Origin of the sequence: Oscillatoria sp. CS-180, from assembly GCF_028330965.1 — a bacterium.
Lineage (GTDB): Bacteria > Cyanobacteriota > Cyanobacteriia > Phormidesmidales > Phormidesmidaceae > Halomicronema.
In genome coordinates this window covers 1-25437 of record NZ_JAQMUB010000080.1, presented here as the reverse complement: position 1 = coordinate 25437, position 25437 = coordinate 1, and the positions used below count along the sequence as shown (strand labels likewise).

The following is a 25437-nucleotide window of genomic DNA, read 5'->3' as shown; positions in this document are numbered from 1 at the left end:
GAGTATTTTTTTAAACGCAAACCACTCTTCAAATTCCCTGCCAGTCGGTCTTCTCAGAGACACCCTATGTATTTTGCATCTTGTCTCTTCCATCAAAGAAGATCTTCCCAGTCTTCTTCCCTGATCGTTAAAAAAAGATTAGAGAATTACATATTTTTCTGAGTGAAACGTTTTGAATAAAAAATTCACCGTATCAGTTATCTATTCTATAAAGTGTAGTAAGTACCGTTAAAGTTTGGCTATACCTTCAGTCATTTGATTCTTAAAGATCATTACCTAACTTCTTAGATCAATTGTTTGGATATTGATTCAAACAATTGATCTACTTTAAACCGATATTGACACGAAAAGCTTTTGCCACCGCCACCTTAAAAACAGACAAAAGTCCATTGAACAACACAATTTTCTGTTGACTAAATTTGCGACTAACTTGTCGTATTAAAGTTAAACGTAGCTAACTAAATCTATCCTCACCTAGTCCTTATCTGTTTTTCCATCGCCTTGATAACAGCCGCGCTCCTGTTGCACCCGCCTTTCTTCAGATGATGATCACTAGGGAACTGCGAGAGCAGTGGAGCTATTGGGAAACTGGAAACCAAGGGAATAAAACTAATATTGAAATCCGTCTAACGCTGTGATCAGATCGCTGTGCAATGCGGGTGAGGTCGCGATCGCCACTCCTGGCAAAGCATAGTCGGTGCATTGATCGAGCCTGGGTAATCTTTGCCCTTGATGATCGGTGACAATGCACCCAGCCTCTTGAGCCAGAAACGACAGCGCTCCCCCATCGATGAACTTACCTGCCGCTAAAATGACGCCCGCTAGCTGCCCCTTCAGAACACCGTTTACGTTGGGAATTGGCACGTCGGGAGAATAGTCCTCGGAGACGCTGATAACCTCGTAGCGATCGCTCAATTTTGACTTCAGAGGTGCAATGCGGGTCCCCAGAAATATTGGCGCGTTGCTGGACGCAATTTCAAGGGGCTGACAAGCATCCAGATCCTGATCTAGCCTGCCAACGTGAGTTCCCTTCCCTCGAAATGCCATATAGTAAGAGTCCTCTGCCGGACTCATCGCCAACACGGCCTCAAACCCATCCGCGTTCAGAACGGTGACAATGATCTGATAGTTAGGAAACCCGTCCATGTAAAAGAGGGTGCCGTCAATCGGGTCAAGCGTTACTAAGTAATCCCCCTCAGGCCCCAAGTTAATAGCGCGGAAGTACTTCGTGTTGTAAGACTGCTCATATTCTTCCCCATAAAAGCGAATGTTAGGAAAGCTGCCCAACAGCGCTACCTCAACAAACGTTTGCACTGAAAGGTCTGCATCCGTGAGCGCCATTGAGAACTTATTCGGTCCTTCCTTAGCAGGCTGGGCCGCAATTTTGGCTTGAATGTGCCGAGAGTAGCCCGCCGCCATTCTAAGCGGTGGCAACAGAGTTTCCAGAATCTGACGGGGGGTCGGGGTTGCAGACATAGTAGTTAGTGAAGTCAGCGACCCCATTATCAACGGAGATTGTCTTTTGCCAGCTTTAAATCAAATGTTAATACCAAGAACTTATTCGCAACACTATGGCGATAGTCCCAAAAAATTCTGCAGTACTTTGAATACAAGACCATTAACGGGGTCTTTGAAGGCATCACATTGCTTGAAGTTGACCAAACGCTCTGACTATGGATTCAGAAATTTCGAGTGATTCAAAATAGACTGCTCTGATTGGCCAGCACTTTTCTAGCACGGCTGCAGAATGAACACGTAGAGTCAGACCAGAGAGAAACCTCCTGTAAAAATAGCGAGCAATTTCATCATCAGAAAATACTTCGCTTACCGGTATTTCCAGTGCGTTTTGCCCACCAAAGCACACTGTAGACAACACACAGATAACCGAGGGCCAAAGCTAGGATCCAGAGGGTAGTGTTTAGGGATAGGTTCATGGCAGGAGCGAGAGGAAATCAAACGACTGCAATGAAAGGCACTGCTTCACGTGTGCACAGCTGCCATCTCAATTCCAATAGCTCCCCTGCCTTACGCAATACAAGAAATGGATTAAGCAAAAGATGTAGCCTTAGCTACCAAAACACCCTTAGCCTAAAGTAGTACACTTGTTTGGCGACAGCCCAACGAACTCCCAGATAGAAACGACAACTGACCTGTATCCATCATCAAAAAACTAGCAAGTCTTCAGTTGACAACGGGATTTCAGCTCAGTGCTATTCAATTTGCTTCAAATCTTAATAAAGAATATAGCATGGACTCTTGCCTCTCGACAGCCCTTGGGGCAAGGATTTGACACAAATTAGCGTTTAATTTTCAGAGCTTGAAATCTCTTAAAAATTAGAGGAGCCGATTGAGGGCTTTAGCGCGATCGCCTATCTACAATGCCGCATCCCTAAATCTCTCAGGCCGCAACCGTAAAGATACGTATGAGATCGCTGCTGAGATCGCAGCAAAATACTCTATAAAGAGTTCCGATTACTTCATTTCCCATCACGGGGTACGGTTGGCTTAGAATAAGGGCAGAACTGTAAAATTTCGTAAACCTCCGCCTGAGTCGGCCTATCCATGCTTTCAGTTACTTCCTTGTTTGCTCCGGTTGAATCCGATTTGCATCTTTTGGTTGAAAACTTAAAGAACCTAGTCGGTGCTAAACACCCCATTCTCTATGCTGCTGCTGAGCATCTGTTCGGCGCGGGCGGGAAACGGATTCGTCCTGCTATTGTGCTGCTGTTAGCGAGGGCTGTTTCTCTCGACGCTGATATCCTGCCACAGCATCGACGCTTGGCCGAAATCACCGAAATGATTCACACCGCCAGTCTGGTGCATGATGACGTTGTGGATGAATCGGACGTTCGTCGAGGGGTTCCCACTGTCCACAGCAGCTTTGGCAACCGGATTGCCGTCCTAGCAGGAGATTTTCTATTTGCTCAGTCTTCCTGGTACTTGGCTAATTTAGACAACCTCACCGTTGTAAAGCTGCTGTCCGAGGTCATCATGGATTTGGCAGAGGGGGAAATTCAGCAGGGGCTTAATCGATTTGATACCGGGTTAACCTTACAGGCCTACCTCGACAAGAGCTACTACAAAACAGCATCCTTGATTGCCAACAGTTCTAAATCAGTTGGTGTTTTAAGTAACCTCTCTGAACATCAACTAGGTAACCTCTACAACTATGGGCGCAATTTAGGCCTTGCCTTTCAGATTGTGGATGACATTCTTGATTTCACAGGGTCCGTTGAGGTTTTAGGGAAACCTGCTGGTTCCGACCTCAAAAGCGGGAATTTAACTGCCCCCGTCCTCTTTGCCCTAGAAGAGAAACCCTACTTAGCAAGTTTGATTGAGCGTGAATTTTCCGAAGATGGGGATTTTGACCAAGCCTTTGAAATGGTCCACCAAAGCGAAGGCATTTCCCGTTCTCGCGAACTAGCTACGCGGCATGTTGAGCAAGCGATCGCTTGTTTACAAGACCTTCCTGCCTCAGAACCTCAAAAGGCTTTGGTCGAGCTGGGCAACTATGTCCTCAGACGAGTTTATTAAGCACTAGGAAGAATAGTTCAACAGCCGTCGTGACGATTGTTTGCCTGGGAGAGATACTGATTGATCGCGTGGTTTCCGCCAGTGGAGAAAGCAACGACTTTCCTGGTGGTGCCCCAGCCAACGTAGCTATTGCCTTAGCTCGTTTAGGCGCGACAGTGGCCTTTACAGGAGCCGTGGGATCCGATAGGCATGGACAGAGTTTACTAACGCTGCTGAATCAAGAAGGGGTCAACTGCATAGGGGTGCAGACCATGCCCCATCCTACTCGCATTGTCGAAGTGCGCTGCACAGCAGAGGGCGATCGCGCCTTTGGCGGTTTCATAGGCGGCAGCACAGCTGCATTTGCTGATACTCGTTTGTCTGCCCAACAGTTACCTTTAGCCTTACTAAAATCAGCTTCGGTACTCATTACAGGTACGCTGGGCATGGCTTATCAAGAGACACGAGAAGCGATGCAGCAAGCGGCATCAGTTGTGAAAGCACAAGGTGGACGCCTCATTATCGATGTCAATTGGCGACCTACTTTCTGGACTGAACCTGAGACAGCTTTGGACATCCTCTTGCCCTGGCTGCATCAAGCTGATTGGCTCAAGATTTCTGCAGACGAAGCGATCGCTCTCTTTCAAACCGATAGCATTGACGTCTTGTCTCGAAAGTTTCCAGCTGCAACCGTCTTGATCACAGATGGAGCACAGGGATGTCGCCACGCGATGGCTGGCTCAGGTCAGGTCCCGGCTTTCCAAGTTAATTCGGTAGAAACGACAGGCGCTGGAGATGCGTTTTTAGCGGGTATGGTCTATCAACTCTTGCAGCAAAACTGGCAAGTATCCGCTACTACGGACTTTGAGAGCGCGCTGATTTTTGCCAACGCAATGGGAGCGCTGACGACATTGAAACCTGGGGCGATCGCCGCACTACCCACGCCTCAAGAGTTAATAGCTTTCTTACAGAAATATACGGGCAAAGACTGGAGAGTCTAAGCAGTATGATGAACAGGACCTCTCTTACCAATGCCGATGGCCCAAGAGATCGAGCGCAAGTTTCTAGTCAAAGATACATCTTGGCGTGAACATGCGAAAGGACTGCTGTACCGTCAGGGATATATCCCCACACAAAACAAGACAACTGTCCGTGTCCGCGTAGTGGGCGATCGCGGTTATTTAACCGTTAAAAGCCCTAGTCTTGAATTAACTCGCCAAGAATTTGAATATGACATTCCAGTCGAGGATGCAGAGGCGATGTTGAACAGCCTTTGCTCAGCCCCCCTCATTGAAAAGCGACGCCACACGTTAAGAGTCGGAGAACATCTTTGGGAGATAGATGAATTTTTGGGTGACAATACTGGACTTGTTTTGGCTGAAATAGAGCTAACTAGAGAAACAGAAGAATTTGTAATGCCAACTTGGGTAGGAGAGGAGGTTTCTGCTAATCCGAACTATTTCAACTCAAACTTAGTGAAAAAACCTTATCGACTGTGGGAAGACGTTCATTCCTCCTCCTAAACACTCATTCCAAAACTCTTTTATAACGAAGCTGGTAGCTGTGCGCTTACCTAGTCGAACGGAATTAGATTCGATATAGAAGCATCGCTTCAATCACTAAATCTCTCTAAAAAGCTTTAATTTGAATTTTTTTAACTATGAAGAAAGCCTCTTTTTAGTAATATTCGTGCATAAATTTCAGATTCATCAAGGCTTCACAGTGCAATAGTTTTTGCCTAAATCAGATATGATTTGCATTAATCTATGTCTATACTTGAATTATTTTGGTATCGGACAACACGCAATCAAGTGGCCCGTTTACCTAATTTAATAATAATGAAATACGCTTCCCTGTTGTATCTACCCGAATGCCATGATTGCTAATTCAGATCGATATGCCGTCATTGCTGGAAATGGGCGGTCTGGAACCAACTGGTTACTGACCATGATGGATGCTAGTCCGCTAACCCATTGTCGAAATGAACCTCATGGTATTGCAACTTCTCCCTATCACCAACTGCCTAATCCTCCCTTTGAAATCAATAATCATGAGATGACATCGTTTCGCTGGGATGCCTTCGCTGCCTGGACGGCAAACACCATGGGCGAACGGGACCACCACATCAACCACCCCAAGCGTCACGTTCATCGCTGGTCCCAAAAAATAGGACTTGCTTATCTACCTGCTCGGCCTAAAGTCCAGAGATTCTGGCGTCCACTCATACCAGCGCTACAGCGAGGAGAGTGGCCTATGCCGTTCTGGGTTGGCAATTCTAGACGTCTCAAAGAGGCTGTCGCCGTCTTTAAACTGACCGATATGAAAGCCTGGACCGTTGAATGGGTTTTGCAACAGCGTTCTCATATCCCAGTTATTCATATCATTCGTCATCCTGGCGGACAGCTTAACTCTGGAATCAAGCGCTTTTTCTCAACCCTCACCCCAACTCAGCAGGAGAGAGAGCGGTTTCTATACCAGAGCTATCTCAAGCAAGGCGTTGCTGTTCATCCAGAGTGGGCTGAGATAATTGGTGATATCGACGCCCTATCAATGGTCGAAGCCGTTGCTTGGTTTTGGCGATACAACAACGAGATGATTTTTATAGCTGGGAAGTACGCGCCTAATTACCTGCGGATCATTTACGAAGATTTAGTTCAGGACCCATTAGCCTACGCCCGCAAAGTCTACGATTTCTGCCATTTGCCCTGGACACCTGAAATCGAGACAATCATCGGCAAGGGCTTGACAACTTCTGTCTGGGGCAAGTTGGATAAAACACCTCTAGAAGTCGCTAACGACTGGAAAAGCAAGTTGGCACCCGATTATCAAGAGGTTGTCCATAGAGTACTGGAATCCAGCATTATGGAAAGCTGGTGGGGACAAGATGAAAAGACCCGGGTCTGGGAGCCTTCACCCATCAGTCGTCGCTGACGATAAGTGAACATACAGCCTGACTCATGTTGTTTAAGTGCAGTCCAACGGGAACAGGGAGTAGGTGACGGCAGCTTGTTCCTGTTTTCTACAGCTGAAATTCGTCGAATTTAACAACTTCGGAATTGGGTTGACGAGTATCAAAGTAGTAGCTGCTAACCGTGCCACTACCCGTATCTAGAATGCTGAAAGCCGTAATATCTTTGCTCGCGATATAAGGCAGAGGAGTACCCTGATCGCTGGTGAGAGGTGCAATGGTGGGGACAATTGGCTCTAATCCATTAGGGTCGCCTTGAGGAACATAGTACTTCTGCTGGTATTTATCGAACTCCTTAGTTGCCTCATCCGGGGGCAGGCGCCGACTTCTTTCCCGCCAGAAAGCGCCATAGGTATTGCCTACGTTAGACGTTTCCAAAAAATGCATCCCCGTTGGTCCAACGAAGCGGTTCCATAAGTGCGAGTGTCCATACAGTACGAGATCAACTCCTGCCTCTTCTAGTAAAGGGACCAAGTCTTGAATGATGTAGTCATTTTGTATGGGATATTCGTAGCGAATCGCGCGTATAGTGCCATCAGCATTGCGATCAAATAGGGGGACTGGGTCCGTAAAAGGGGGAACCACATTGTCGCCCAGGCTATGAGGGGGATGATGCAGCATTACGACCTTGTATTTAGCTTGCTGAAAGGTATCGCTGGCTAGCTCTTGCTGCAGCCATTGATATTGCCAGCTACCCCGCTTAATGGGTTCAAAGATGTGTTGCCCATAGCCCCAGTCAGCAGGATTGGCTAAATCAGACTGCCGCTCTTGAAAACGCCCTTGAATATCGGGTTTGATCGCTGGTTTTCGCCAAATGTTAGTCACAAAGAGAGAAACGAGTCGGACATCGCCAAAGGTCGTTGCATAATAAAGACTCGTTTCTTCCTGACGGTCTGGGTTAGGCACTTGGCTAACCGGCAGGCTGAAGATCTCCTCGTAGGTCTCTGTGTTGTAGGAGTGGTCAATGATCCACTGTCGGCGAACATTTGGGTCGTCTAAAGGGTTATAGAAGTTGGGATTGGTTTCGTATAGTTCAACAGCTGCGCTACGAGGCACTGGGTCATTGAACTGGTCATTGAGAGGCGTTGCGGTCGAAAATCGCCCCATGACTTCATGATTACCCGTTGCTGGAAATAGTGGAGCCTCCTGAATAATGCGTCCTCCTCGATATAGGGTAGTTTGTTCATTGGACTCCAGCTGATAACTGGCCCTTCCTTGCAGAGCAGGAAAGAAGGCAGCTCCTGCTGCGTCATCAAACCATTCGGAAGCGCGATCGGGCACATTAACTAAATCCCCCGCTAGAAAAACTGCATCGATCGCGCCAATCGTTTCTTCAACCTTTTGAAGATTAGCTGCTGTCATTGGCTTTGATTGATGGTCTGAAGTTAGGAGTATTTTGAGGGGTTGCCCAGCTGGAGGAGAAGCCGTTAGCAAAAACACATCGCTCGTAACGACAGTGCCATTTTCCTGTAGGCTTCGCACCTGATAAGGCACTTTCTGACCAGGGGTTAATCCGGTGACCTCTGCCTCATGTCGCCAAACATCTCTAGAGGTTGGACTTTCCAAAACCTCCTCTGATGGCAAGTTAGACTCTTGATCCTCTCTTAAGCGCGTCAGCTTCTGAGTGGTCGCAATGATTTGCTGACTGGTTTCAGCTTCCAGAGATGAATCAGGTTCTTCTCCGTAAAGGACGATGTGTTCTCGGCCCTCAAACTCGGTGAACCAGACAACCCGCACACTGTTTTCGGTCGGTAGCTGCAGAAAGGGATCCGTCAATAGTCCTTCTTCTGGAACATCTGTGGCACTAACAGAGCGGTTTGAGAATCGTGGCTCCAGTGTGACAACACCAAGAGCGACCAAGGACAACAGGACTCCTGAAATGAGTAAAGTCAGGTCTTCTTTACGCTTCATGCTGTCATCCTGTTAAGCAAAGAAATCATGGTCTAATCAGGTGCTGGTCTAGAAAAGGGTGGAATATCCTTGCTATGTCTTTTGATGCCACAAACACTCAGATAGTTTCATCGTAAGCCCCTATTGATTCTAAGCTCTTGATTGAAACGTCAGTCACCCCAAAAACTGTCTTGGTTGCGATCGCCTTCGCAATAAGATCGCTATCTTAGGACTGTTTGAACAGTAAGCAATCCACTAAGACCGCTTTCAGCATTTCTGCAAGGTGCGAGCAATTTGAGACATCCGACAGCATATCGATACAACATTGGAGCTAAATCATCCTCATTCGGGGCTGTAGTACTGCTAACCGTAGGCTCAGTTGTTCTTCATGGTCTAGTTTTGGCTTTGCCCATGCCGTCTCATCAGTCGGTGCAAGAACCGGAATTGCCTCCGTCATCATTGCCCCAAGCCGATGGAGCAGCCGACGTCAATGTCACCATTCTCCCCAGCGGAACTTTGAAATCTCGACTAAAAACGGAAGAACCCACAGAGACAGCCAGCGAAGAGAACGATCTTGGTGAGAGCGATCGCCCTGTTCAATCAACTCCACCCCCCTCTCCAGAAGAAACTCAACCGCCTGAGATTGTTCCCTCAATTGATGACACAATACCTGAGGAATTGCCTCCAGAAGAGCCTGATCCGGCAATGGAGCCTGTTGATTCAGAAATTGTTCCACCAGATGAATTACCTGTTGACCCTGGAAACTCCGAACTTTCTCCACCGACTCTAGAGGAGCAGCTTCAGGACTTGACTGCTTATGACTACAACGAGAGCGGCATTTTGAAAGAAGGTGAAGTGGGAACTCAACTGTTGGGTTGGACCGTACCAGGACAAATTTTGCCCTCCAAGGCTGACTCGCTAGAAGTGCCATATTTGCTTGTAGAGCAGTGCTTAGATATAGCACCTGAACCTGGCGTTTTGGTGGCAGTTGTCAATCAAGACGGCTCTTTTCAGCGGGGACCGGAAATATTGACCTCCACAGGCTATGCCATCTTGGACGATCAGGCAAAGGCGATCGCGGAGAGTGGCGAGTATCATTTTCCTGAGCGCACTGAAACTCAAGCCTACTCCGTCCCTGTCGAGGTGTTGTATCCAGCCAGCTGCCTTTGAAGCCATCCACGACTGTTTACAGTTTTTGACAGTCCGTGCTTATTTTTAAGGCTGAACTACACTGTTGAGGGTTTGATCTCACAGGATCAACGTTATCGAGTCTAGCTTTGACTGTCTGAACGATTAGGGCTTTTGTCTTAGCTTAGGGCTGGTGCAGTTGTCCTGCTGAGGGTACTTTGTCGAGCTACTCGTAGTCATTCAACAACTCCGCCAGATTAAGAGCAGCACCTTGAAAGACCAACCCGCAATTCGAGTAGTACAGGCATTGCTACGCATCCCGTCAACACACGAACAACCAATCAGGGAGCGCTGTCTCCAGAGGAGTATTGAACGATGGTGATGATTCAGTCTCGCGCAGACCTAGTTCAGATCATGGGTGAGCCTGCTGTGCCGATGACAGCCATGCCAGAAAGCTGGCAGCGGATTGCAGAGGGGCATTGGTTGAGTGAACCTCGCGTGTATGCTGCGATGGCTCAGGTTTTTCTCGCAAAGCATCAGCAGGGCCACGTGCTCTTCCTAGAGAGACCAGAGACCCAGCATCTTCAAGCAGCCTATTGTGAAGGCAATGGACAGCTGGCTTGGGAAGCTGTGACTTATTTTGGGAACGCTTTCCTTCCTGAGAGCTATCCCGATTTAGAACAAATTCGCCAAGACGTGAGCGACAGTCCCCAAGAGGACGATCGCCAATCCCTGGTCAACATCGTTGCTGACCTCTTTGCAGAATTGGGATATGACGTGCCGTCTACCTTCTACTGGACATTCCTGCACCCACTACAGCGGACAGATTTGTTTGAAGTTCGTTCGTTTCGGTTTAGTGAGCAAGATCTGGCGATCGCTCGTCAATTTGACGCCATCTTACACGGCGGCTACGTCTCCATACTGCGACGCCTGATCGATAGCGTATCGAGTCGCTATGGCTACTTTATCGAGCACGGGTGCGGTTGTGACAATCACCTAGCGAAACTGCAACCCTGTGATTCTGCATTTAGCTACAAGATTCCTCCAGAAGCCAGACAGAAAACGCTGCGAGCATTTTTCTGGAGCATTTTGGAAGAATATTTGCTGTTTGAGCAAAGAGCCGCTACTCGACTTGTGTATGCCGACAGCATGAATTTTGAATAGGTCCAGCCGCAGGCCAGCAGTTTTAGGGCTACCTGGCCTGCACCAGAGTTGGGGCAGAAGAGACGACATCTCCCTCGTTGCGATACAACGTCCAGGAAGAGTCATTGCGATACAACAGAGAGCCTTCATCCGTGACACAAATAGCCACAGAAGCGTCTTCGCTAGGACCCCGAAATAGAGTCGCAGTCGCATCGTTGCGGCCTCCTAGCTCAAACTGATGGCAGTTGATTCGCTGCTCAATGAATATGAAGGTTTTACCGTTCGAACTACAGTAGTCCTGCATTCGCAAAAGCCGATCGCGAATCTCGTCACAGGCCTCTCCAGGAGGAAGTAATTGAGCGATCGTCAGCGTTTCAGAAATTCGCCGGCGTAATTCTTGTTTGATGTGGGTCATAGTTCTGGAGCAACCTCTAAACAACCATGACCTGTAGACTTGATACCACAAAGGCAGGAGAAACAAAGGCACCAGAAGATTAGTTCACAAGCAGTCGCCTAAGTGCCAACACATTCAAATCCAATCGCGTGTTCGTTTACACCTTCTGAAAATTTGAAACGGATCCCTACATTTTTACTTCAATTTCAATTTCTTCACATTCGCCAAAAGCTTTGCCAGGATTTGGTTTTAGGCGTCTTCAGTGGAATTTGGTAAATCAAAATATAAATTCTTTGTTTTTGGGCGTATTGTTACGGCTTTTAGATGTTAATGATTCACGCTTCTATAAAATCGTACGGATCTAGAGCATTACTTTGGAATAGAGGATGTGAGCACATCACTGATGTAGGTTGGCTGACAGGAGACCACCTGCGATCGCGGATTCGCCAATGGAATCCCTGCTGAGGACTCAAGATGAGAGTTCTAGTGAACTAAAGCGGTTTTACAGGTTCTTTATTCACTATTGCACCCTGGCAATCAAGCATTGACAGCATTCATCAATTTCCATGACGACTCATACTCTGACGCTCAAAGTGGGTGGCATGAAATGTGCTGCCTGCACCACCTTGGTGGAGAAAACAATCGCTTCAATTCCTGGGGTCGACGCTTGCGAAGTCAATCTCGCAGCAGAACAACTCAAGGTGCGAGGCGATCACCAAATCACTCCGAGCCAGCTACAGAAATCAATTGAAGAGATTGGGTTTCGAGCCTATCTGCCCACCACCAACAGTAATGTCGCGGAACTCGAAGCACAAGCGCAACAGCGAGAAGCAGCTACTCTTTACAGAAAACTGTGGGTTGGTGGAGTGGCCTCCATCCTGCTGGTGATTGGCCACGCGCCCGCTATGTTAAATACGCCAATACCGTTTGTTCCTATGTGGCTGCACAATGCATGGACCCAGTGGCTTTTGGCAACGCCAGTGCAGTTCTGGTGCGGGCAATCCTTCTACAGCGGCGCGTGGAAGAATTTGCGACATCGCAATGCCAACATGGATACGCTGGTCGCGTTGGGAACCAGCGCTGCTTACTTTTATTCGGTGGTACCCACTGTCTGGCCGCACTTATTCATCAATCGGGGACTTGCCCCCGATGTTTACTACGAAGCTGCTGCGGTCATCATCACTTTAGTGCTGTTAGGAAAGCTTCTAGAGCAGCGGGCAAGGCGTCAAACGGCTACTGCAATCCACAACCTCATCAAGCTACAGCCCAAAACAGCACGAGTCATCAGTGATGGCCAGCTGATGGATATTCCAGTCGATGAGGTTCTGGTGGGCGACACTGTGCTAGTGCGACCAGGGGAAAACATTCCTTTAGATGGCCTAGTGATTGAAGGAGAGTCAGCGGTTGATGAATCAATGATGACTGGAGAAAGTTTGCCCGTGCGTAAACAGGCAGGCGATGAGGTCGTCGGTTCAACGCTAAACAAGCAGGGGCGTTTCACGTTTCGAGTAACTCGTACCGGGCAGGATACGGTCTTGTCCCAGATGATTCAGCTGGTGCAGGAAGCTCAGGCATCCAGGGCACCCGTGCAGCGGGTTGTTGACCAAGTGACTCGCTGGTTTGTGCCGACCGTGCTGGCGCTGGCGATCGCCACCTTCTGCGTGTGGATCGGGGTGACCGGTAACTTGACCTTAGCCACCGTAACGACGGTTGACGTCTTGGTTATTGCTTGTCCCTGCGCGCTAGGATTAGCCACTCCCACTGCGATCATGGTCGGCGTTGGCAAAGGGGCTGAGCAAGGGATTCTCATCAAAGGGGCTGAAAGCTTAGAGCTAGCCCATAAAGTGCGCACGATTGTCTTGGACAAGACTGGCACTCTGACCCAAGGGAAACCTCAAGTTACTAACTACATCAACGTGTCTGGCTCTGCCCATACCCACAATTTTGGTCTTCGCCCAGCGGCTAACTTCATGCTGCGGGAACTGCCTCGTCTAAAGCCACAAGACCTACTGCAATTAGTCGCCATTCTAGAGCAGGGGTCGGAACATCCGTTAGGAGAAGCGATCGCTCACTATGCCACTCGCAACACCCTTTTGCACTCCCAAAAAGGTACCCTCACTCGGTTCGAAGCGGTGGCCGGTAGTGGCGTTCAAGGAAAAGTTTCCGGTCATGCTGTTCGTATCGGCACCCGCCGTTGGTTAGAAGAACTGGGTTTTGAGACAGCCTTAACGACATATCAAGGTGAGTCTTTAGAGGAGCTTCAGAACTTTTGGCAGAGACAGGGAAAAACGGTTGTTTGGATCGCTGTTGATCGGCGGGTTGTCGGTTTAATGGCGATTATGGACACGTTGAAGCCAACCACACCCATCGTTATCAGCCGACTGAAGCGCATGGGGCTAAAGGTCGTCATGCTGACAGGCGATAACTATCAAACCGCTGCTGCGATCGCCCAAGAAGCGGGCATCGACACCGTTGTTGCTGAAGTGCGTCCTGAGGAAAAAGTTGCGACCGTCAAGCAGCTTCAACGGCACAGTTCAGCAGACCATCTCGATCATAAGCCACAGCAATCAACGGCTGACAAACAGGTTATCGCCATGGTGGGGGATGGCATCAACGACGCTCCAGCATTGGCACAAGCCGATGTGGGAATTGCCATCGGCACAGGCACCGATGTGGCGATCGCCGCCAGCGACATCACCCTGATCTCAGGGGATTTGCAAGGCATCGTGACGGCAATCCAGCTCAGCCGAGCGACTATTCGCACAATTCGACAGAATCTTTTCTTTGCCTTTGCCTACAATGTTGCCGGAATTCCGCTGGCAATGGGCTTGCTCTTTCCGCTCACCGGTTGGCTGCTGAATCCTGCTGTAGCAGGTGCAGCCATGGCGTTCAGCTCAGTCTCAGTGGTCACCAGTGCTCTGCGTCTACGGCACTTTCGCGCTGATTTATCGGCTCGCCATTCCGGTATCCAACCAAGCCTGCTGCTGCTGACGTGGATTGTTGTTAGCAGCGCGGCATTGTGGCTCACGACTTCCTGGCTCTTTCCCCAACATTTGATGTGGGTGTTGGGAAGCCTGGCGCTTTTCAGCTGTGCGGGTGTGGTGCTGCCACAGCTAGTCTGTCTGAATATGCTGAAGCCGCTACAGCGATTGCAGGGCGTGCAGTTCCAGATGACGATCGCGGCGATCGCCTACACCCTACAGTGGGGAACTGCCTGGTATCTAAACCAGCAGTTGAGCTAATACTGTTCGCGTTTTTAGGGTGCTACGTTTGCGCTTCATTCGTTCACGGGCTGACGATTGAATGCTTGAAGGTTAGTTTCTGAGGATGCTATGTTTTTGCCACTCATTTGTGACGTCTGTGTTGACGATGCTGCTGTTGCTTGTGGTCCTACCAACGCGGCAGTAGCAGAGTGCGATCGCGCGGCTCAAACATCAATTCCTCAGCTGATCTCAACGGCTCCTTCTGCCTGGGTAGACAGCGTAGAATCGCGGTCCCCAGAACCTCAGTTCTCACTCCCCTCGGATCTTGTTTTAGAGCTAGGTCGTCAGGGAAAGGACATCACTGCTTTGCAGACTCGCCTTGTGCAGTTGGGGTATGATCCGGGTCCAACAGACGGCATCTTTGGAGGACAAACAGAGGCTGCTGTCCGTCGCCTGCAAACGGATCAGAACCTAGCAGTAGACGGTATCGTCGGTCCTCAAACGAAGGATGCACTATCTCATCCCGTATCTCAGCCTATTCTGTCGCTGGCTCGTCGTAGTTCAGGCTCATTGGTGGTTGAGGTTCAGACTCAACTCCAGGCATTAGGACATGATCCAGGTCCCCTTGACGGACACTTCGGACCTCAGACACAGGCCGCAGTTATTCAGTTTCAACAAGCCACGGGATTAGCAGCAGATGGAGTGATTGGACCTGAAACCCATGCTGCACTACAACCCCAAGCAGCAACAACACCTATGATGCAGGCTCGTGAACTGCTAGAACCGATGCCTGAAGAGGCAGAGGCGATCGCTCCCTCATCACCTGCGGCTTCCGCTCAAAACAAGTCTCCGATAACACCTCAACCCAAAACCGAACCTGAATCAAAGTCACCATCGTCTACAGTTCCCTCGCAGAGCACACCTCAGCCAACTGCTCGACCGGTACTGGAGACACCTGTCATCGCACCATTATTCAAGCCCGCGATCGCAGTTGGGGGAACAATTCTGTTTGTCGCAGGCTGGTTCGTCACCCTCAGGCTCTCTCATAGATTGGAACGCAGAAAGCCAGCAATCAACACTGCAGCAACCCATACAGCCGAACAATCAACTAACGTAACGTTGCCCAAAAAACGCCAGACAGTCAGCCGTGCTCAAATTTCAAACACTACGACAAAACGTCATCCCGTTATGCATGGCCCTAAGGTTGTGGTGGCAACGCTACTTTCAAGCGTCTCTAAGCAGCGTTATTTTTATTCTCTCATCGACGATGCTGGAGGTCGCTTCTTTATCCTAGGCAACAAACTTTGGATGACGCAGCGATCGCCCAACCAGCGACCAGGCAAATACACCATCGTACTGAGATGTACCGACACGCAAGGCAATTCCACCGACAAAGTTTTTGAGATTGCTCCAGCGATCGCCGCGCGTCCCCTGACCCAAGCCAGCCCGGTTCAAGCTCGCTAAATTACTGTGTCACCCTATTCCCACAGCCTACTCTTGCTAAAACTCATCGGTAATCGCTATCGCCTTCATCCTTTCCACCAATTACTCTGTGCCATAGATATGCTGGAACATCCCTCGTTGTTGACCGTTGCCGATGACTAGGTGCTGCATCACATCAAATGCCCAAAGATAGAGTGGGAGGGTTTTACGAGCAGCATGGGTATAGAGCTGACCGAATTGATCGAGGTAGGTAGCGACCTCTTGGGGCTTTGACTGCAACCAGCCACTCATGGGATGTTCCCACTGTTGCAAAAAGTCAGATAGCAGTGCGCGATCGCGCTGACTGAGTGGCTGCTTTGCTGTTGCAATGAAGTATACGTGGTCGTCACCGGGGTAGATTTTTTGAGCAAGTGACTGCGATCGTACCGATGTCCACTGATCAGCCAGCAAAGGCGCTGCCATACTGGCCGTATAGTTCTGGCCCGGCCCAAACAGAACGTCGCCTAATTTGAAGCTGCCATTGTCAGCCAGAAAAGCCGCTAGATCTTCAAACCAAGGCTGAATAACTTCTCGCTTCACCACTGACCCTAGTCGCAGACCCGCTTTCGTGTAGTCAGCAGATTGCAAATCAGCATTGTCTGTCGCATTCAAGGCAACGTGTTTATGGGCCGCATACAGATCCTTCTGGCTTTCAGGCTGTAGGAAGTACCAAATCTTGTCGCCTACGGCTAGGCGGACTGTCCGCTTGATTTCCTTAGGATCTAACTTTGGTGCTGGTCGCCCCATCTGTTGTTGCAGAGTGGCAATGTGGGCTTCTTGATTTTGAATTGCAGATTCCTGAGCTTTGACTTCAGCTTGTAGCGTCTTGAATTCCTGTTTTTGGGTTGACGAAAATGCTCCAACTTTAGCTTTCAGGAATTCCACCTGCTGCGTTAGGGTCTGAATATGCTCATCCTTTTCTGCCAAAAGTTCGTCTTTTTCTAGAAGCAAATGAGTTTTCTGACGAATTTCTAGAGCATCCAGCCCGGCCCTAATGAGATTAAAATAGTGAGCCTCGCCAATATCGACAGGTCGCGGAGCCTCTCCAGGAATACAAAGATAGCCTTGCTTTTCGGGCAGCAGCACAACAAAAATCTGCTTTTCTGGATTGTGAATTTGCAGTTCCCGTGAGGTGCCTTTTTTGAAAGTGCGAACAAGATATCGACGATGGCCATAGAAAAAATTGGCCTGATCGACAGAGGTCACCGTTTCAGGCTGATCGATGGTAATCGCGTCAGGTTCCTGAGATGGGCTGAACGCTACTTGATTAGAGGGCACCTGAGCAGAAGGTGCTGAAATAGGAGGAACTTGAGTAGAAGGTACTGGAGTGAAGGATGCTGGTGGAGATGGGTGTTGAGACGGACTTCTAGATACTCCATCACTAATCGTTGGTGACGGTTGAGGCGATCGCGGCTCTGCTACAGTAGTCGCGCTATCGGGTAAGGGTAGTGTCAGGGTAGGCGCTGCCGAACTGCGGGCCGGTTTTGCAGATTTGGTAACCGACGGGGGTAGCGAACTAGACGTGGGCGGACGGACACCCACCAGCTCTAGCTGAATCGACGTGTTGCCTTGCCACTCGTTGAGCTTGAGCTTATAAGCAATGTCAAGGCGACCCGGAAGAGGACAATAACGACCCCAGCGCCACGCGATCGCCTCAACTGCATCCCCCTCGTCCTCAGCCACTTTTAGCTTCAAGTGCGCTTTCGTTTTGCCAATGGCCCGCTGCTCGACCACGCGAACATTAGGCGTCCAAAAGATAGGAGCAGGATTGCCAATGCCACATGGATGCAGCGCATCAATTTGTTCATACAGCTCGCGGGTCAGCTGACGGAGAGAGGTTCTAACATCCACAGTAACTAAGGGTTTTAGATGGCCAACCTCCAATGTCCGATTGGCAAAGTTCACTAGACGGGACTTCACCTGACGCAAATACTTAGTTGGAAAGGAAAATCCACCTGCGGCTTGATGACCGCCGAACTTAGCCATCAAGTCATGGCAGCTTTGCAGCGCTTCAAACACGTCAAATTCTGGAATGCCTCGTGCCGAACCCCGCACTTCTTTTCGATCCGCATCTTCATAGGTACAGATGAATACAGGAACGCCATAGCGCTCAACTAAACGAGAAGCCACAATGCCAATAACGCCATGGTGCCAATCAGGCTGTAGCACCAGTAGAACGCGATCGCGCACCCAATCAATAGCCCCTTCTTCTATCTGGGCTTCAATCCAGGCGATCGCCTCAGCTTCAATACGGTCGCACATCTCCCGACGTTTCTGATTAGCCTGTTCACACTCCAACGCTCGCTGAAGGGCGACATCAACGTCTTCAGTAGTCAACATTTCAATGACCACTTGCGGATCACCAATGCGTCCAATCGCATTGATGCGGGGTCCCAAACGAAAACCAATATCCTCAGGTTTCAGCGTTTCGTTCTCATCGCCTAGTCCTGCCACTTGAATCAGAGCCTGCACCCCAATCAAGCGCGATTTCGGCAGCAGTCCTAACCCCCGTCTGACCCACCGCCGATTGACCCCTGTGAGAGGAGCGAGATCTGCAATGGTTCCTAGGGTGAACAGCTCTAGTAGAGGCGCTGTCAAATCTTGGATACGTCCCATCGCTTGGGCTAGACATACCGCTAGAATGTAGGCTACACCAACCCCAGCAACACCGCGATAGGGAGACTCCTCCGTAATTAATTTGGGGTTCAAGATGGCGTGTGCTGGCGGGATTTGGGGCGGCACATCGTGATGGTCCGTGACGATGACGGTCATTCCCAATTCGCGGGCATAGGCGATCGGGTCAACAGCCGCAATCCCATTGTCGACCGTTAAAATAACGCTGAATCCATCGGTGTAAAATTCCTCGACGATGCGATTATTGATGCCGTAGCCCTCCTGCATACGGCTAGGAATGGCATAATCGACATCAGCCCCTAGAAGACGTAATGCCCGAATCAGAAGCGCTGTACTGGTCATCCCGTCAGCATCATAGTCGCCACAGATAGCAATCTTTTCCTGAAGCTCGATCGCCTGTAACAAGATTTCAATGCTTTGCTCTAAGTCTGGAAACTCATCTAGGGGTGACGGCAGCAATAATGACTCAGGATTGATGAATTCTGCGGCAGCTTCGGGCGCTTCAATACCACGATTGATCAGTACTTGAGCCAGCAAGGGCGACAAGCTAATCTGCTGCGATAGCCACTGCGCTTCTCCTTTGAATACAGGATGGACAAACCAGCGTTGGTCAGGCATAGAAAACTGGGCTTCAGACTCCGAATGAGTTTCTAAAACCGATCGCTGCACCAGCGGGTTGTCATTTGCCGCGTTATTAACCAACGGCCTTACCACATTCCTGTCATTTTAGATCGCTTGCACTACTATATCGCTTCTTTCAGAGATTAGCTGCCCCTGCAAACACTCACGGTGGGCTAATCTGGATGCAGATATCGTTATGTATTGACACAGATATCTTTATTCATTCATCTATCGTTACAAGCTCATGGCGCGTCCTTTTCGGTTTGCGGTTGTTAGTGATCCTCACATTGCTTTGCCCCACACAATTTGGGACAACCCAAAACGATTTCATTTAGTCGAAGTGAGTATTCCAGCATTACAACAAATCTTCCAATCGCTCGAAACTCAATCCCTCGATTTTTTGCTTTTACCAGGCGATCTGACCCAGCATGGTGAGCGTGAGAATCACGAATGGCTAGTTAACCGCCTAAGGCAATTGCCGTTTCCGGTCCATACCGTGCCGGGTAACCATGATGTCATTTGTCGTGATGGCTGCGATCGCACTCTAAGCATGGCCGAGTTCCCTCAACTCTACAGCGATTTTGGCTTTCAACACTCGGTACCCTATTACCACCAAGTCCTTCTGCCTGGAATTCATTTAATCGGCCTCAATTCGATTGCTTTTGACGCGGAAGGACAGCAATTTTTTGGCGGATACGTTGACGAAGAGCAGCTCGCTTGGCTGTCTGAGCGATTGAAACAGCTTTCAGGAGAATGGGCAATGGTGATGATTCACCACAATGTGCTGGAACACCTGCCAGGGCAAACGCATCATCCACTAGGACAACGCTACATTGTCAAGAACCGTCAGGCTCTAATTGACGTATTGAAAACCGGAAACATCAGCCTCATTTTGACAGGGCATCTTCATGTTCAAGACATTGCTCAAGAAGGTGACCTATGGGAAATTACGACGGGTTCGCTCGTCAGTTATCCTCACCCTTACCGCATTGTTACCGTCACCCCTGAAGTGTCAGGTCACATGCAGCTACAGATAGAAAGTTTTCGTGTAGAATCCGTGCCCGACTGGCCTCATTTGCAGGCAACGTCTCTCCAGTGGATGCGTGATCGCTCGATTCCTTTTATGGTCAAACTACTGTCCAGTCCACCCTTCGAGTTGCCGCTTGAAAAAGCTCAATTCTATGCTCCTGAGTTGAAGGATTTCTGGGCCAACATTGCTGACGGAGATGCCAATTTCAACTACGACCATTTCCCTTCAGAAATCAATCAGCGTTTGAGAGCCTTCGGAGCTTTAGACATTCAGGGAAACTATCGGCCTATTGATAATCAATCGACGCTTCGCTTATCTGCTGCTGGTGCGATGAATGTTTAGGGCTAATCTTTAGGAAGCCAAGTCACAAAAGCAGTACCTGCCATATCGGGAACATCCTGAATGGGTTGAGGCAGTGGCCAAGGCAGGGTTGAGAGGGGACTGTAGAGTTCGACATATCCCTGCATTTCACGAATCAAATCAAAGGCGATCGCCAATCCTAATCCACTGCCTTCCAAATCGCCAGCAGCTTGAATGCCTCGGTAATGACGCTCAAAAATATGGGCTTGGTCCGCCTCCGGAATACCTGGCCCCGTATCCCCAACTAAAATGCCAGACAGCCCTGGCTTATCCGGTTGAGACAACCCCCATTGAATCCACATTCGGGTCTTTGCAGAGGAATACTTGAGAGTGTTATCCAAAAAGTTATTCAAAATTTCAGTCAAAGCCTTGGCATCCACTTGCACATAAATCTCCTGTTCAGGAGGCACAACGTGTAGCGTCATATCATCAGCTTCAGCCAGTGTTTGAGTTAGCTCTATGAGCGGAGAAATTACATCAGCGACGGCATAGGACTGAATGTTCAAGATGCCGCCAAAATGAGAAAGTGAGTCTGCTTTGTCGGTAGCGACTTGAGCATCAACCGTTTCTGAGGCTTCGTCGGCAGGGGCTAGAAGTGGGAGTGGGCTTGATGTTTCTTCCCGCGTTTCGTCTGCCGCCTGTAGCGTATCGTCAAAGTAACCCAACAGTTCCTGCATGCGATCGCTCTCGCGCAGCATGTTATGGACGAGTGACTGATTGTTGTCCTCCTGAGGGAGTCGCTTCAGTAACAGTTTTCCAAACGTTTTCAAGGCCGTTAGTGGACTCCTCAACTGATGGAGCAGTTCATGAAAACGGTCCGACTGTTGGGTTTGCACATGGTCAAGGGAAGACATTTGGGCCTTCAGCCATTGTCCACGCTGATCTAGGACACAAGCCAGCGTGAGAGAACGCGCACATTCTTCGAAGCGATCGCGCTCCTGTGCCCGCCAAGGGCGATCGGCTTTCCACCCCACGACAACCCCGAAAACCCCACCCTCATGCATCATGGGGATAGCAATACGCTGCGGCGTTGCTTTCTCTGCCTTATTAACTCTGCGATGATCCGACAGAGCAGAATCAAGATCTAAGAAAGCGTCTTGTGCCTCAAAAGACGGCATTCCAGAAGGCACCGAAAGAGGCTCTGTTTTCACAGCGGATACCTCAGGCAGCGCCTTCTCACTCGATGACCACTCAGGGGTTGACGGAGAAGCGGAGGGATAAATCGCAATGGGAACGAGTTTTGGCAGCGCCTGAGTTGACCAACTTTCTGCCAGATAAACGGCTGTTGAATCAGCACCAACCACCTCGGCCATAAAGGATATTTGAGACCGACAAAGAGCGGCAAACTCAGCGCTTGCAGGCATTAACATCATTAGAATGCATTAATAATTCTTTCAGAAGAAGAAAAGCTATAACCCTCTTTAGCTGCTTAAAGGACTCACTAGAAAGTCCTTACAATCATGCAACAAAAAATAACCATTTAGCCACAATACTGCCTCGAAGAACATTCAGATAAGTTGAAATTTTAGTTTTTACCGGATATACTTTGCAGGGTTAGGGGTTTTGTAACACAAACTACACACCCTTACCGTTTCGTATATCAGAGAGTAGGAGGTAGGCAGGTTGGCAAGAAGACGCAAGCGTAAAAGCCGCCGTCGTTTAGAGGGTCGGCGTATCCTGGAGTGTGTACCTCAGTATAGTATCGAGAGCGGCACCGATAAGCCAGTGACTGCAGCTCGTAACTTCATTCACAACGAGAACATCGCACCCCCCGCACTGTTACTCGTCAAGCGCAACGAGCATACAACGGATCGATATTTTTGGGCTGAGAAAGGACTTTTTGGTGCCCAGTATGTCGAAGAGAACCACTTTTTGTTCCCCAGCTTAAGAGCACTTCTTAACGAAGACGAAGAGGAAGTCGTTAGCCTATCAAGATGATGTTTTAGCGTTAGTGGCTAAAACGGTGTCTATTCAGAAGGTCCAGAAATTTCTGCTTTTAAACGGCAAGGGTTAAGGACGCAATTTATGGAAGAGGCGGATTGATGAATCCGCCTCGTCTCGCTTTAAAGGCAGTTTGGATTCCATGACAGCCAGTTCGTCACGGTGAGCAGAGACAAGCAGGCGAGTGATGTTACTGTCAATGGCCTTGTCTTGGGTAGACAACGACGACTCCGGTGACAAAATCTGAAAGGTGACCTGCTCAACTCTTGTTGCACCTCGCCAGTAGAACCATACCGCTATAGGCGATAAGATGAGCAACCCATAGGGGGCATAGCCGAGACGCGGGAATGCGATCGCTAACACAAGTCCCAGACAAAACAAACCAATTGCCGCTAGGCTTCCTAAAAAGATTGCCAGGACGATACTGGCACCCACTTTGCCAGCTAGCGAAATTTGACCTGACTCTGCATCAATAGAGGTCACACGATAGGCCCTTTCTGAGAAGTATTTCTGTAGGTCCTCCATCAACATCACGTCATTTAGCACAGCGGAATACGTTGCTGTCTCGGTTCGATCTTTAACCGATGCTCGTATAAAGAAGCCAAGACCTATAAATAACAGGAATGTAAGTCCAAAGGCTGAGGGTAGCGCCGCGTCAAATATCAAAGGCATACGAGGTCTTCAAGCCGAAGTTTCAGGGTTATTCAACCTCTATACCCTATCAGGGGGATGCCCTCAAGAACCAATTCTGGAACTGTCATCCATTAAATCTAAAGTTCATAAAGGAAAACAACTTCCACTTGTGTCAACACAATCTGTTCTATTAACTTCTCAATCTGACTGTTCTAGCACTATTATTTTTTATTGCTTAGGGGAACTTTTTAGCTGCGCTTACGAAGCTTATAAGTGTTTCATATAAAGCAAATTTCAAGAACAGATGAAGGAGCACTCATCAAAAAAGAGAATGCTCTTAATACTGGATTTCAGAGTGTTGATGCTTCGACTATCAAAGCCCGTATATTCACTGTAAAAAAGAGTGTTCGTGAAGATTCTGCAAAGGGAAATTCTGTGTTATTCCCTGTTTCGCAAAGAGAATATGCGGGTTAAATGTAGATAGAATGCTTCATTTCACGGAGATTTGGAACAACTTCATATAAAAATCCGAATGAAAGATGTAATGTATAGAGGGAAACAAACCAGATCAATATTGTCTTTAAAGCATAAAATTTTCAGCTTTTTTCAGTGTTTTCACTTAGCGATCTTCAAATAACTTTAGGAAAACCTCGCATAATTTATGAATTTGTATGTAACCAAGGAAACTAATACTTCATAGCTTACGTACATCTAAATACATCCAATAGGGTGATGTTAGATTTTTCGCAAACTGTCAAACTGATACTGTCTAACTGATAATGATGTCGGATTGATACTGTTGTGACGATCTGAACATCGAATTCAGTAGAGAAACAAAAAGGGTTTTTGTTCAATATGTCTCTACATCCGTTTCCTTAATGCTCTCTTAAATTTCGAAATCAATTTATTGCATTGACTTTTCTACCTGAGACTAAATCAGGTTGTGTGTTTTCGTACGATGGGGCACTCTAGTGGTACAGCCGGTTAACGTATCTTCCAAATATAAAGCCTTTCGTGAAGCCGTTCTGACTTCTAAAGCGAGGCAACTTCAGGAATCTGAGCGAGTCTCTCTATCAGAAAGGGTGAATATTCTAGACGTTGGTATTGATAACGTCTCCTTTGAAGACTTCCTATCTCGATTGCAGAAAGGAGTTGTGTTTACCCCTAATGTTGATCACTTGATGAACTTGCGGGTCGACCCTGAATTTGTAGAAGCTTACAAAACAGCTGATTATCGAGTCTGTGACAGTCAGATTCTGGTCTATGCATCAAGATTTTTAGGTACTCCTATCAAGGCTAAAATCTCTGGGTCTGATTTGTTCCCGAATTTTTGTGAGCACCATCGCGACAATAGAGACATCAAAATTTTTCTGCTGGGTGGTGCCGAAGGAATTCCTCAAAGAGCACAGTTCAACATTAATCGACGAATTGGCCGTGACATTATTGTTGAAGCACACTCTCCAACTTTTGGATTTGAGAAAAGCGAAGCTGAGTGTCGGAAAATTATTGAGATGATACGTCGTTCCTCTGCCAACGTCTTGGTCGTTGGAGTGGGTTCACCAAAGCAAGAAAAATGGATTGCAAAGTATCAGAATCAGCTGCCTAATATTGATATTTTTATGGGTGTTGGTGCGGCTGTTGATTTTGAGGCCGGAAATAAGATAAGAGCACCCAAATTTATCAGTGAGTTAGGGTTGGAATGGCTTTATCGTTTAGTATCTGAGCCTAAACGTTTGTGGAAACGATATTTGGTGAAAGACATACCGTTTGTATGGCTACTAATACAGCAAAAGCTGTTGGGTAAGAAGGCCCATTCCACAAAGCAGTCTTAATGTAGCTTTAGCCACTTACACTCTGCACCAAACAGCATCTGATGCTTAGCGCATTGCCGATGACTCATTGTCGGGGCCTAATGGAACTGGTGACGGCTGTATTTTCAATTGGCTTAGTCTAGAGCGTGACACCGATCGCAGCCTATGGGTAATCATTCCACGGTTGTGGTTGATTGCCGTTTGGCGCGTCTAGGAAGAGGTTATAGGTGTCGGTCAGTGAGGTGATTGAAGGCTATACATCGCATCAATAATTAAACCATCTCCTTTGAGACCGCTTTAAAGACAGACGCTACTGTCTTCACGCTACCAAGGACAGCAGTTGAACCTGTTGTATTTCCACCATTTATAGCGTTAATTCTCTGAGCTTGTGCATCTAGCAGCATTCGAGTATTTCGCATATCAGTCATGATGGTTTTAGAGCTTATTTTTAATGAAGCGATCGCTTCACTAACGCTATCAAACTTTTAGGGAATCATAATTTTTTGGTTTTTTTCCTAATTCAGTTATTAGTAATAAATCCAGAAGCTCAGTACAGGACAAAAAGCTTGAAAAGAAGGTAAGGGTGGGGTTTCATCAGAATTACCACAACTCTTGAGAAACCCCATGACTGACTATAGCGAATTGAGAAAGACGCTCCAAGAACATCTTGACTGGCACGGGGCGCG

General features: G+C 48.3%; 16 protein-coding genes and 1 pseudogene. 11 read left to right on the top strand and 6 right to left on the bottom strand.

Annotated elements, in window-relative coordinates; translation table 11 throughout:
* Window positions 1–609 precede the first annotated feature (609 nt).
* Complete coding sequence (locus tag PN498_RS18815) at window positions 610–1476, bottom strand: inositol monophosphatase family protein (RefSeq protein WP_272064741.1); 867 nt, start codon at window positions 1474–1476, stop codon at window positions 610–612.
* Between the two features lie 1086 nt (window positions 1477–2562).
* On the opposite strand from PN498_RS18815, the gene sds reads away from it, so the two are divergent.
* The 4 genes from sds (at window position 2563) to PN498_RS18795 (ending at window position 6444) form a co-directional block, all read left to right on the top strand.
* The gene (sds, locus tag PN498_RS18810; protein ID WP_272064740.1) at window positions 2563–3534 is read left to right on the top strand and encodes a solanesyl diphosphate synthase; all 972 of its coding nucleotides are present in this window, start codon (window positions 2563–2565) and stop codon (window positions 3532–3534) included.
* A gap of 29 nt (window positions 3535–3563) precedes the next feature.
* A complete protein-coding gene (locus PN498_RS18805) occupies window positions 3564–4514 on the top strand; it encodes a carbohydrate kinase family protein (RefSeq protein WP_272064738.1) in 951 nt (316 codons plus the stop codon).
* Between the two features lie 36 nt (window positions 4515–4550).
* Window positions 4551–5036, top strand: coding sequence for a CYTH domain-containing protein (locus PN498_RS18800; protein ID WP_272064736.1), 486 nt, complete (start codon window positions 4551–4553; stop codon window positions 5034–5036).
* Between the two features lie 352 nt (window positions 5037–5388).
* Window positions 5389–6444, top strand: coding sequence for a sulfotransferase (locus tag PN498_RS18795; protein ID WP_272064734.1), 1056 nt, complete (start codon window positions 5389–5391; stop codon window positions 6442–6444).
* A gap of 88 nt (window positions 6445–6532) precedes the next feature.
* On the opposite strand, the gene PN498_RS18790 is transcribed toward PN498_RS18795, so the two are convergent.
* Entirely contained in the window at window positions 6533–8392 is a 1860-nt protein-coding gene (locus PN498_RS18790; protein ID WP_272064732.1) for a purple acid phosphatase family protein, read from the bottom strand.
* Window positions 8393–8665: 273 nt separating this feature from the next.
* On the opposite strand from PN498_RS18790, the gene PN498_RS18785 reads away from it, so the two are divergent.
* Entirely contained in the window at window positions 8666–9541 is an 876-nt protein-coding gene (locus PN498_RS18785) for a hypothetical protein (protein WP_272064730.1), read from the top strand.
* A gap of 339 nt (window positions 9542–9880) precedes the next feature.
* Window positions 9881–10663, top strand: coding sequence for a hypothetical protein (locus tag PN498_RS18780; protein WP_272064728.1), 783 nt, complete (start codon window positions 9881–9883; stop codon window positions 10661–10663).
* 28 nt (window positions 10664–10691) lie between these two features.
* Here the strand turns inward: PN498_RS18780 and PN498_RS18775 are convergent, their stop codons facing one another.
* Window positions 10692–11057, bottom strand: coding sequence for a hypothetical protein (locus tag PN498_RS18775; RefSeq protein WP_272064726.1), 366 nt, complete (start codon window positions 11055–11057; stop codon window positions 10692–10694).
* A gap of 545 nt (window positions 11058–11602) precedes the next feature.
* Between PN498_RS18775 and PN498_RS18770 the strand changes: the two genes are divergently transcribed.
* Both PN498_RS18770 and PN498_RS18765 read left to right on the top strand, forming a co-directional pair.
* Window positions 11603–14278: a heavy metal translocating P-type ATPase gene (locus PN498_RS18770; RefSeq protein ID WP_272064725.1), complete on the top strand. Its 2676-nt coding sequence runs from the start codon at window positions 11603–11605 to the stop codon at window positions 14276–14278.
* A gap of 90 nt (window positions 14279–14368) precedes the next feature.
* Window positions 14369–15703, top strand: a complete 1335-nt coding sequence (locus tag PN498_RS18765) for a peptidoglycan-binding domain-containing protein (protein WP_272064724.1) — start codon at window positions 14369–14371, stop codon at window positions 15701–15703.
* Window positions 15704–17245: 1542 nt separating this feature from the next.
* Here PN498_RS18765 and recJ read toward each other — a convergent pair.
* Window positions 17246–18973: pseudogene (recJ, locus tag PN498_RS28640) on the bottom strand (single-stranded-DNA-specific exonuclease RecJ); the annotation flags it as partial.
* 247 nt (window positions 18974–19220) lie between these two features.
* Here recJ and PN498_RS18755 point away from each other — a divergent pair.
* The gene (locus PN498_RS18755; RefSeq protein ID WP_272064722.1) at window positions 19221–20348 is read left to right on the top strand and encodes a metallophosphoesterase family protein; all 1128 of its coding nucleotides are present in this window, start codon (window positions 19221–19223) and stop codon (window positions 20346–20348) included.
* Between the two features lie 2 nt (window positions 20349–20350).
* Here PN498_RS18755 and PN498_RS18750 read toward each other — a convergent pair whose 3' ends face one another.
* A complete protein-coding gene (locus PN498_RS18750; RefSeq protein ID WP_272064720.1) occupies window positions 20351–21730 on the bottom strand; it encodes a sensor histidine kinase in 1380 nt (459 codons plus the stop codon).
* Between the two features lie 259 nt (window positions 21731–21989).
* Between PN498_RS18750 and PN498_RS18745 the strand changes: the two genes are divergently transcribed.
* Complete coding sequence (locus tag PN498_RS18745) at window positions 21990–22304, top strand: DUF3155 domain-containing protein (RefSeq protein ID WP_272064718.1); 315 nt, start codon at window positions 21990–21992, stop codon at window positions 22302–22304.
* Window positions 22305–22376: 72 nt separating this feature from the next.
* Here PN498_RS18745 and PN498_RS18740 read toward each other — a convergent pair whose 3' ends face one another.
* On the bottom strand, window positions 22377–22979 hold the full coding sequence (locus PN498_RS18740; RefSeq protein ID WP_272064716.1) for a cofactor assembly of complex C subunit B: 603 nt from the start codon (window positions 22977–22979) through the stop codon (window positions 22377–22379).
* Between the two features lie 1115 nt (window positions 22980–24094).
* On the opposite strand from PN498_RS18740, the gene PN498_RS18735 reads away from it, so the two are divergent.
* Window positions 24095–24772: a WecB/TagA/CpsF family glycosyltransferase gene (locus PN498_RS18735; RefSeq protein ID WP_272064715.1), complete on the top strand. Its 678-nt coding sequence runs from the start codon at window positions 24095–24097 to the stop codon at window positions 24770–24772.
* The last annotated feature ends 665 nt before the right edge of the window (window positions 24773–25437 follow it).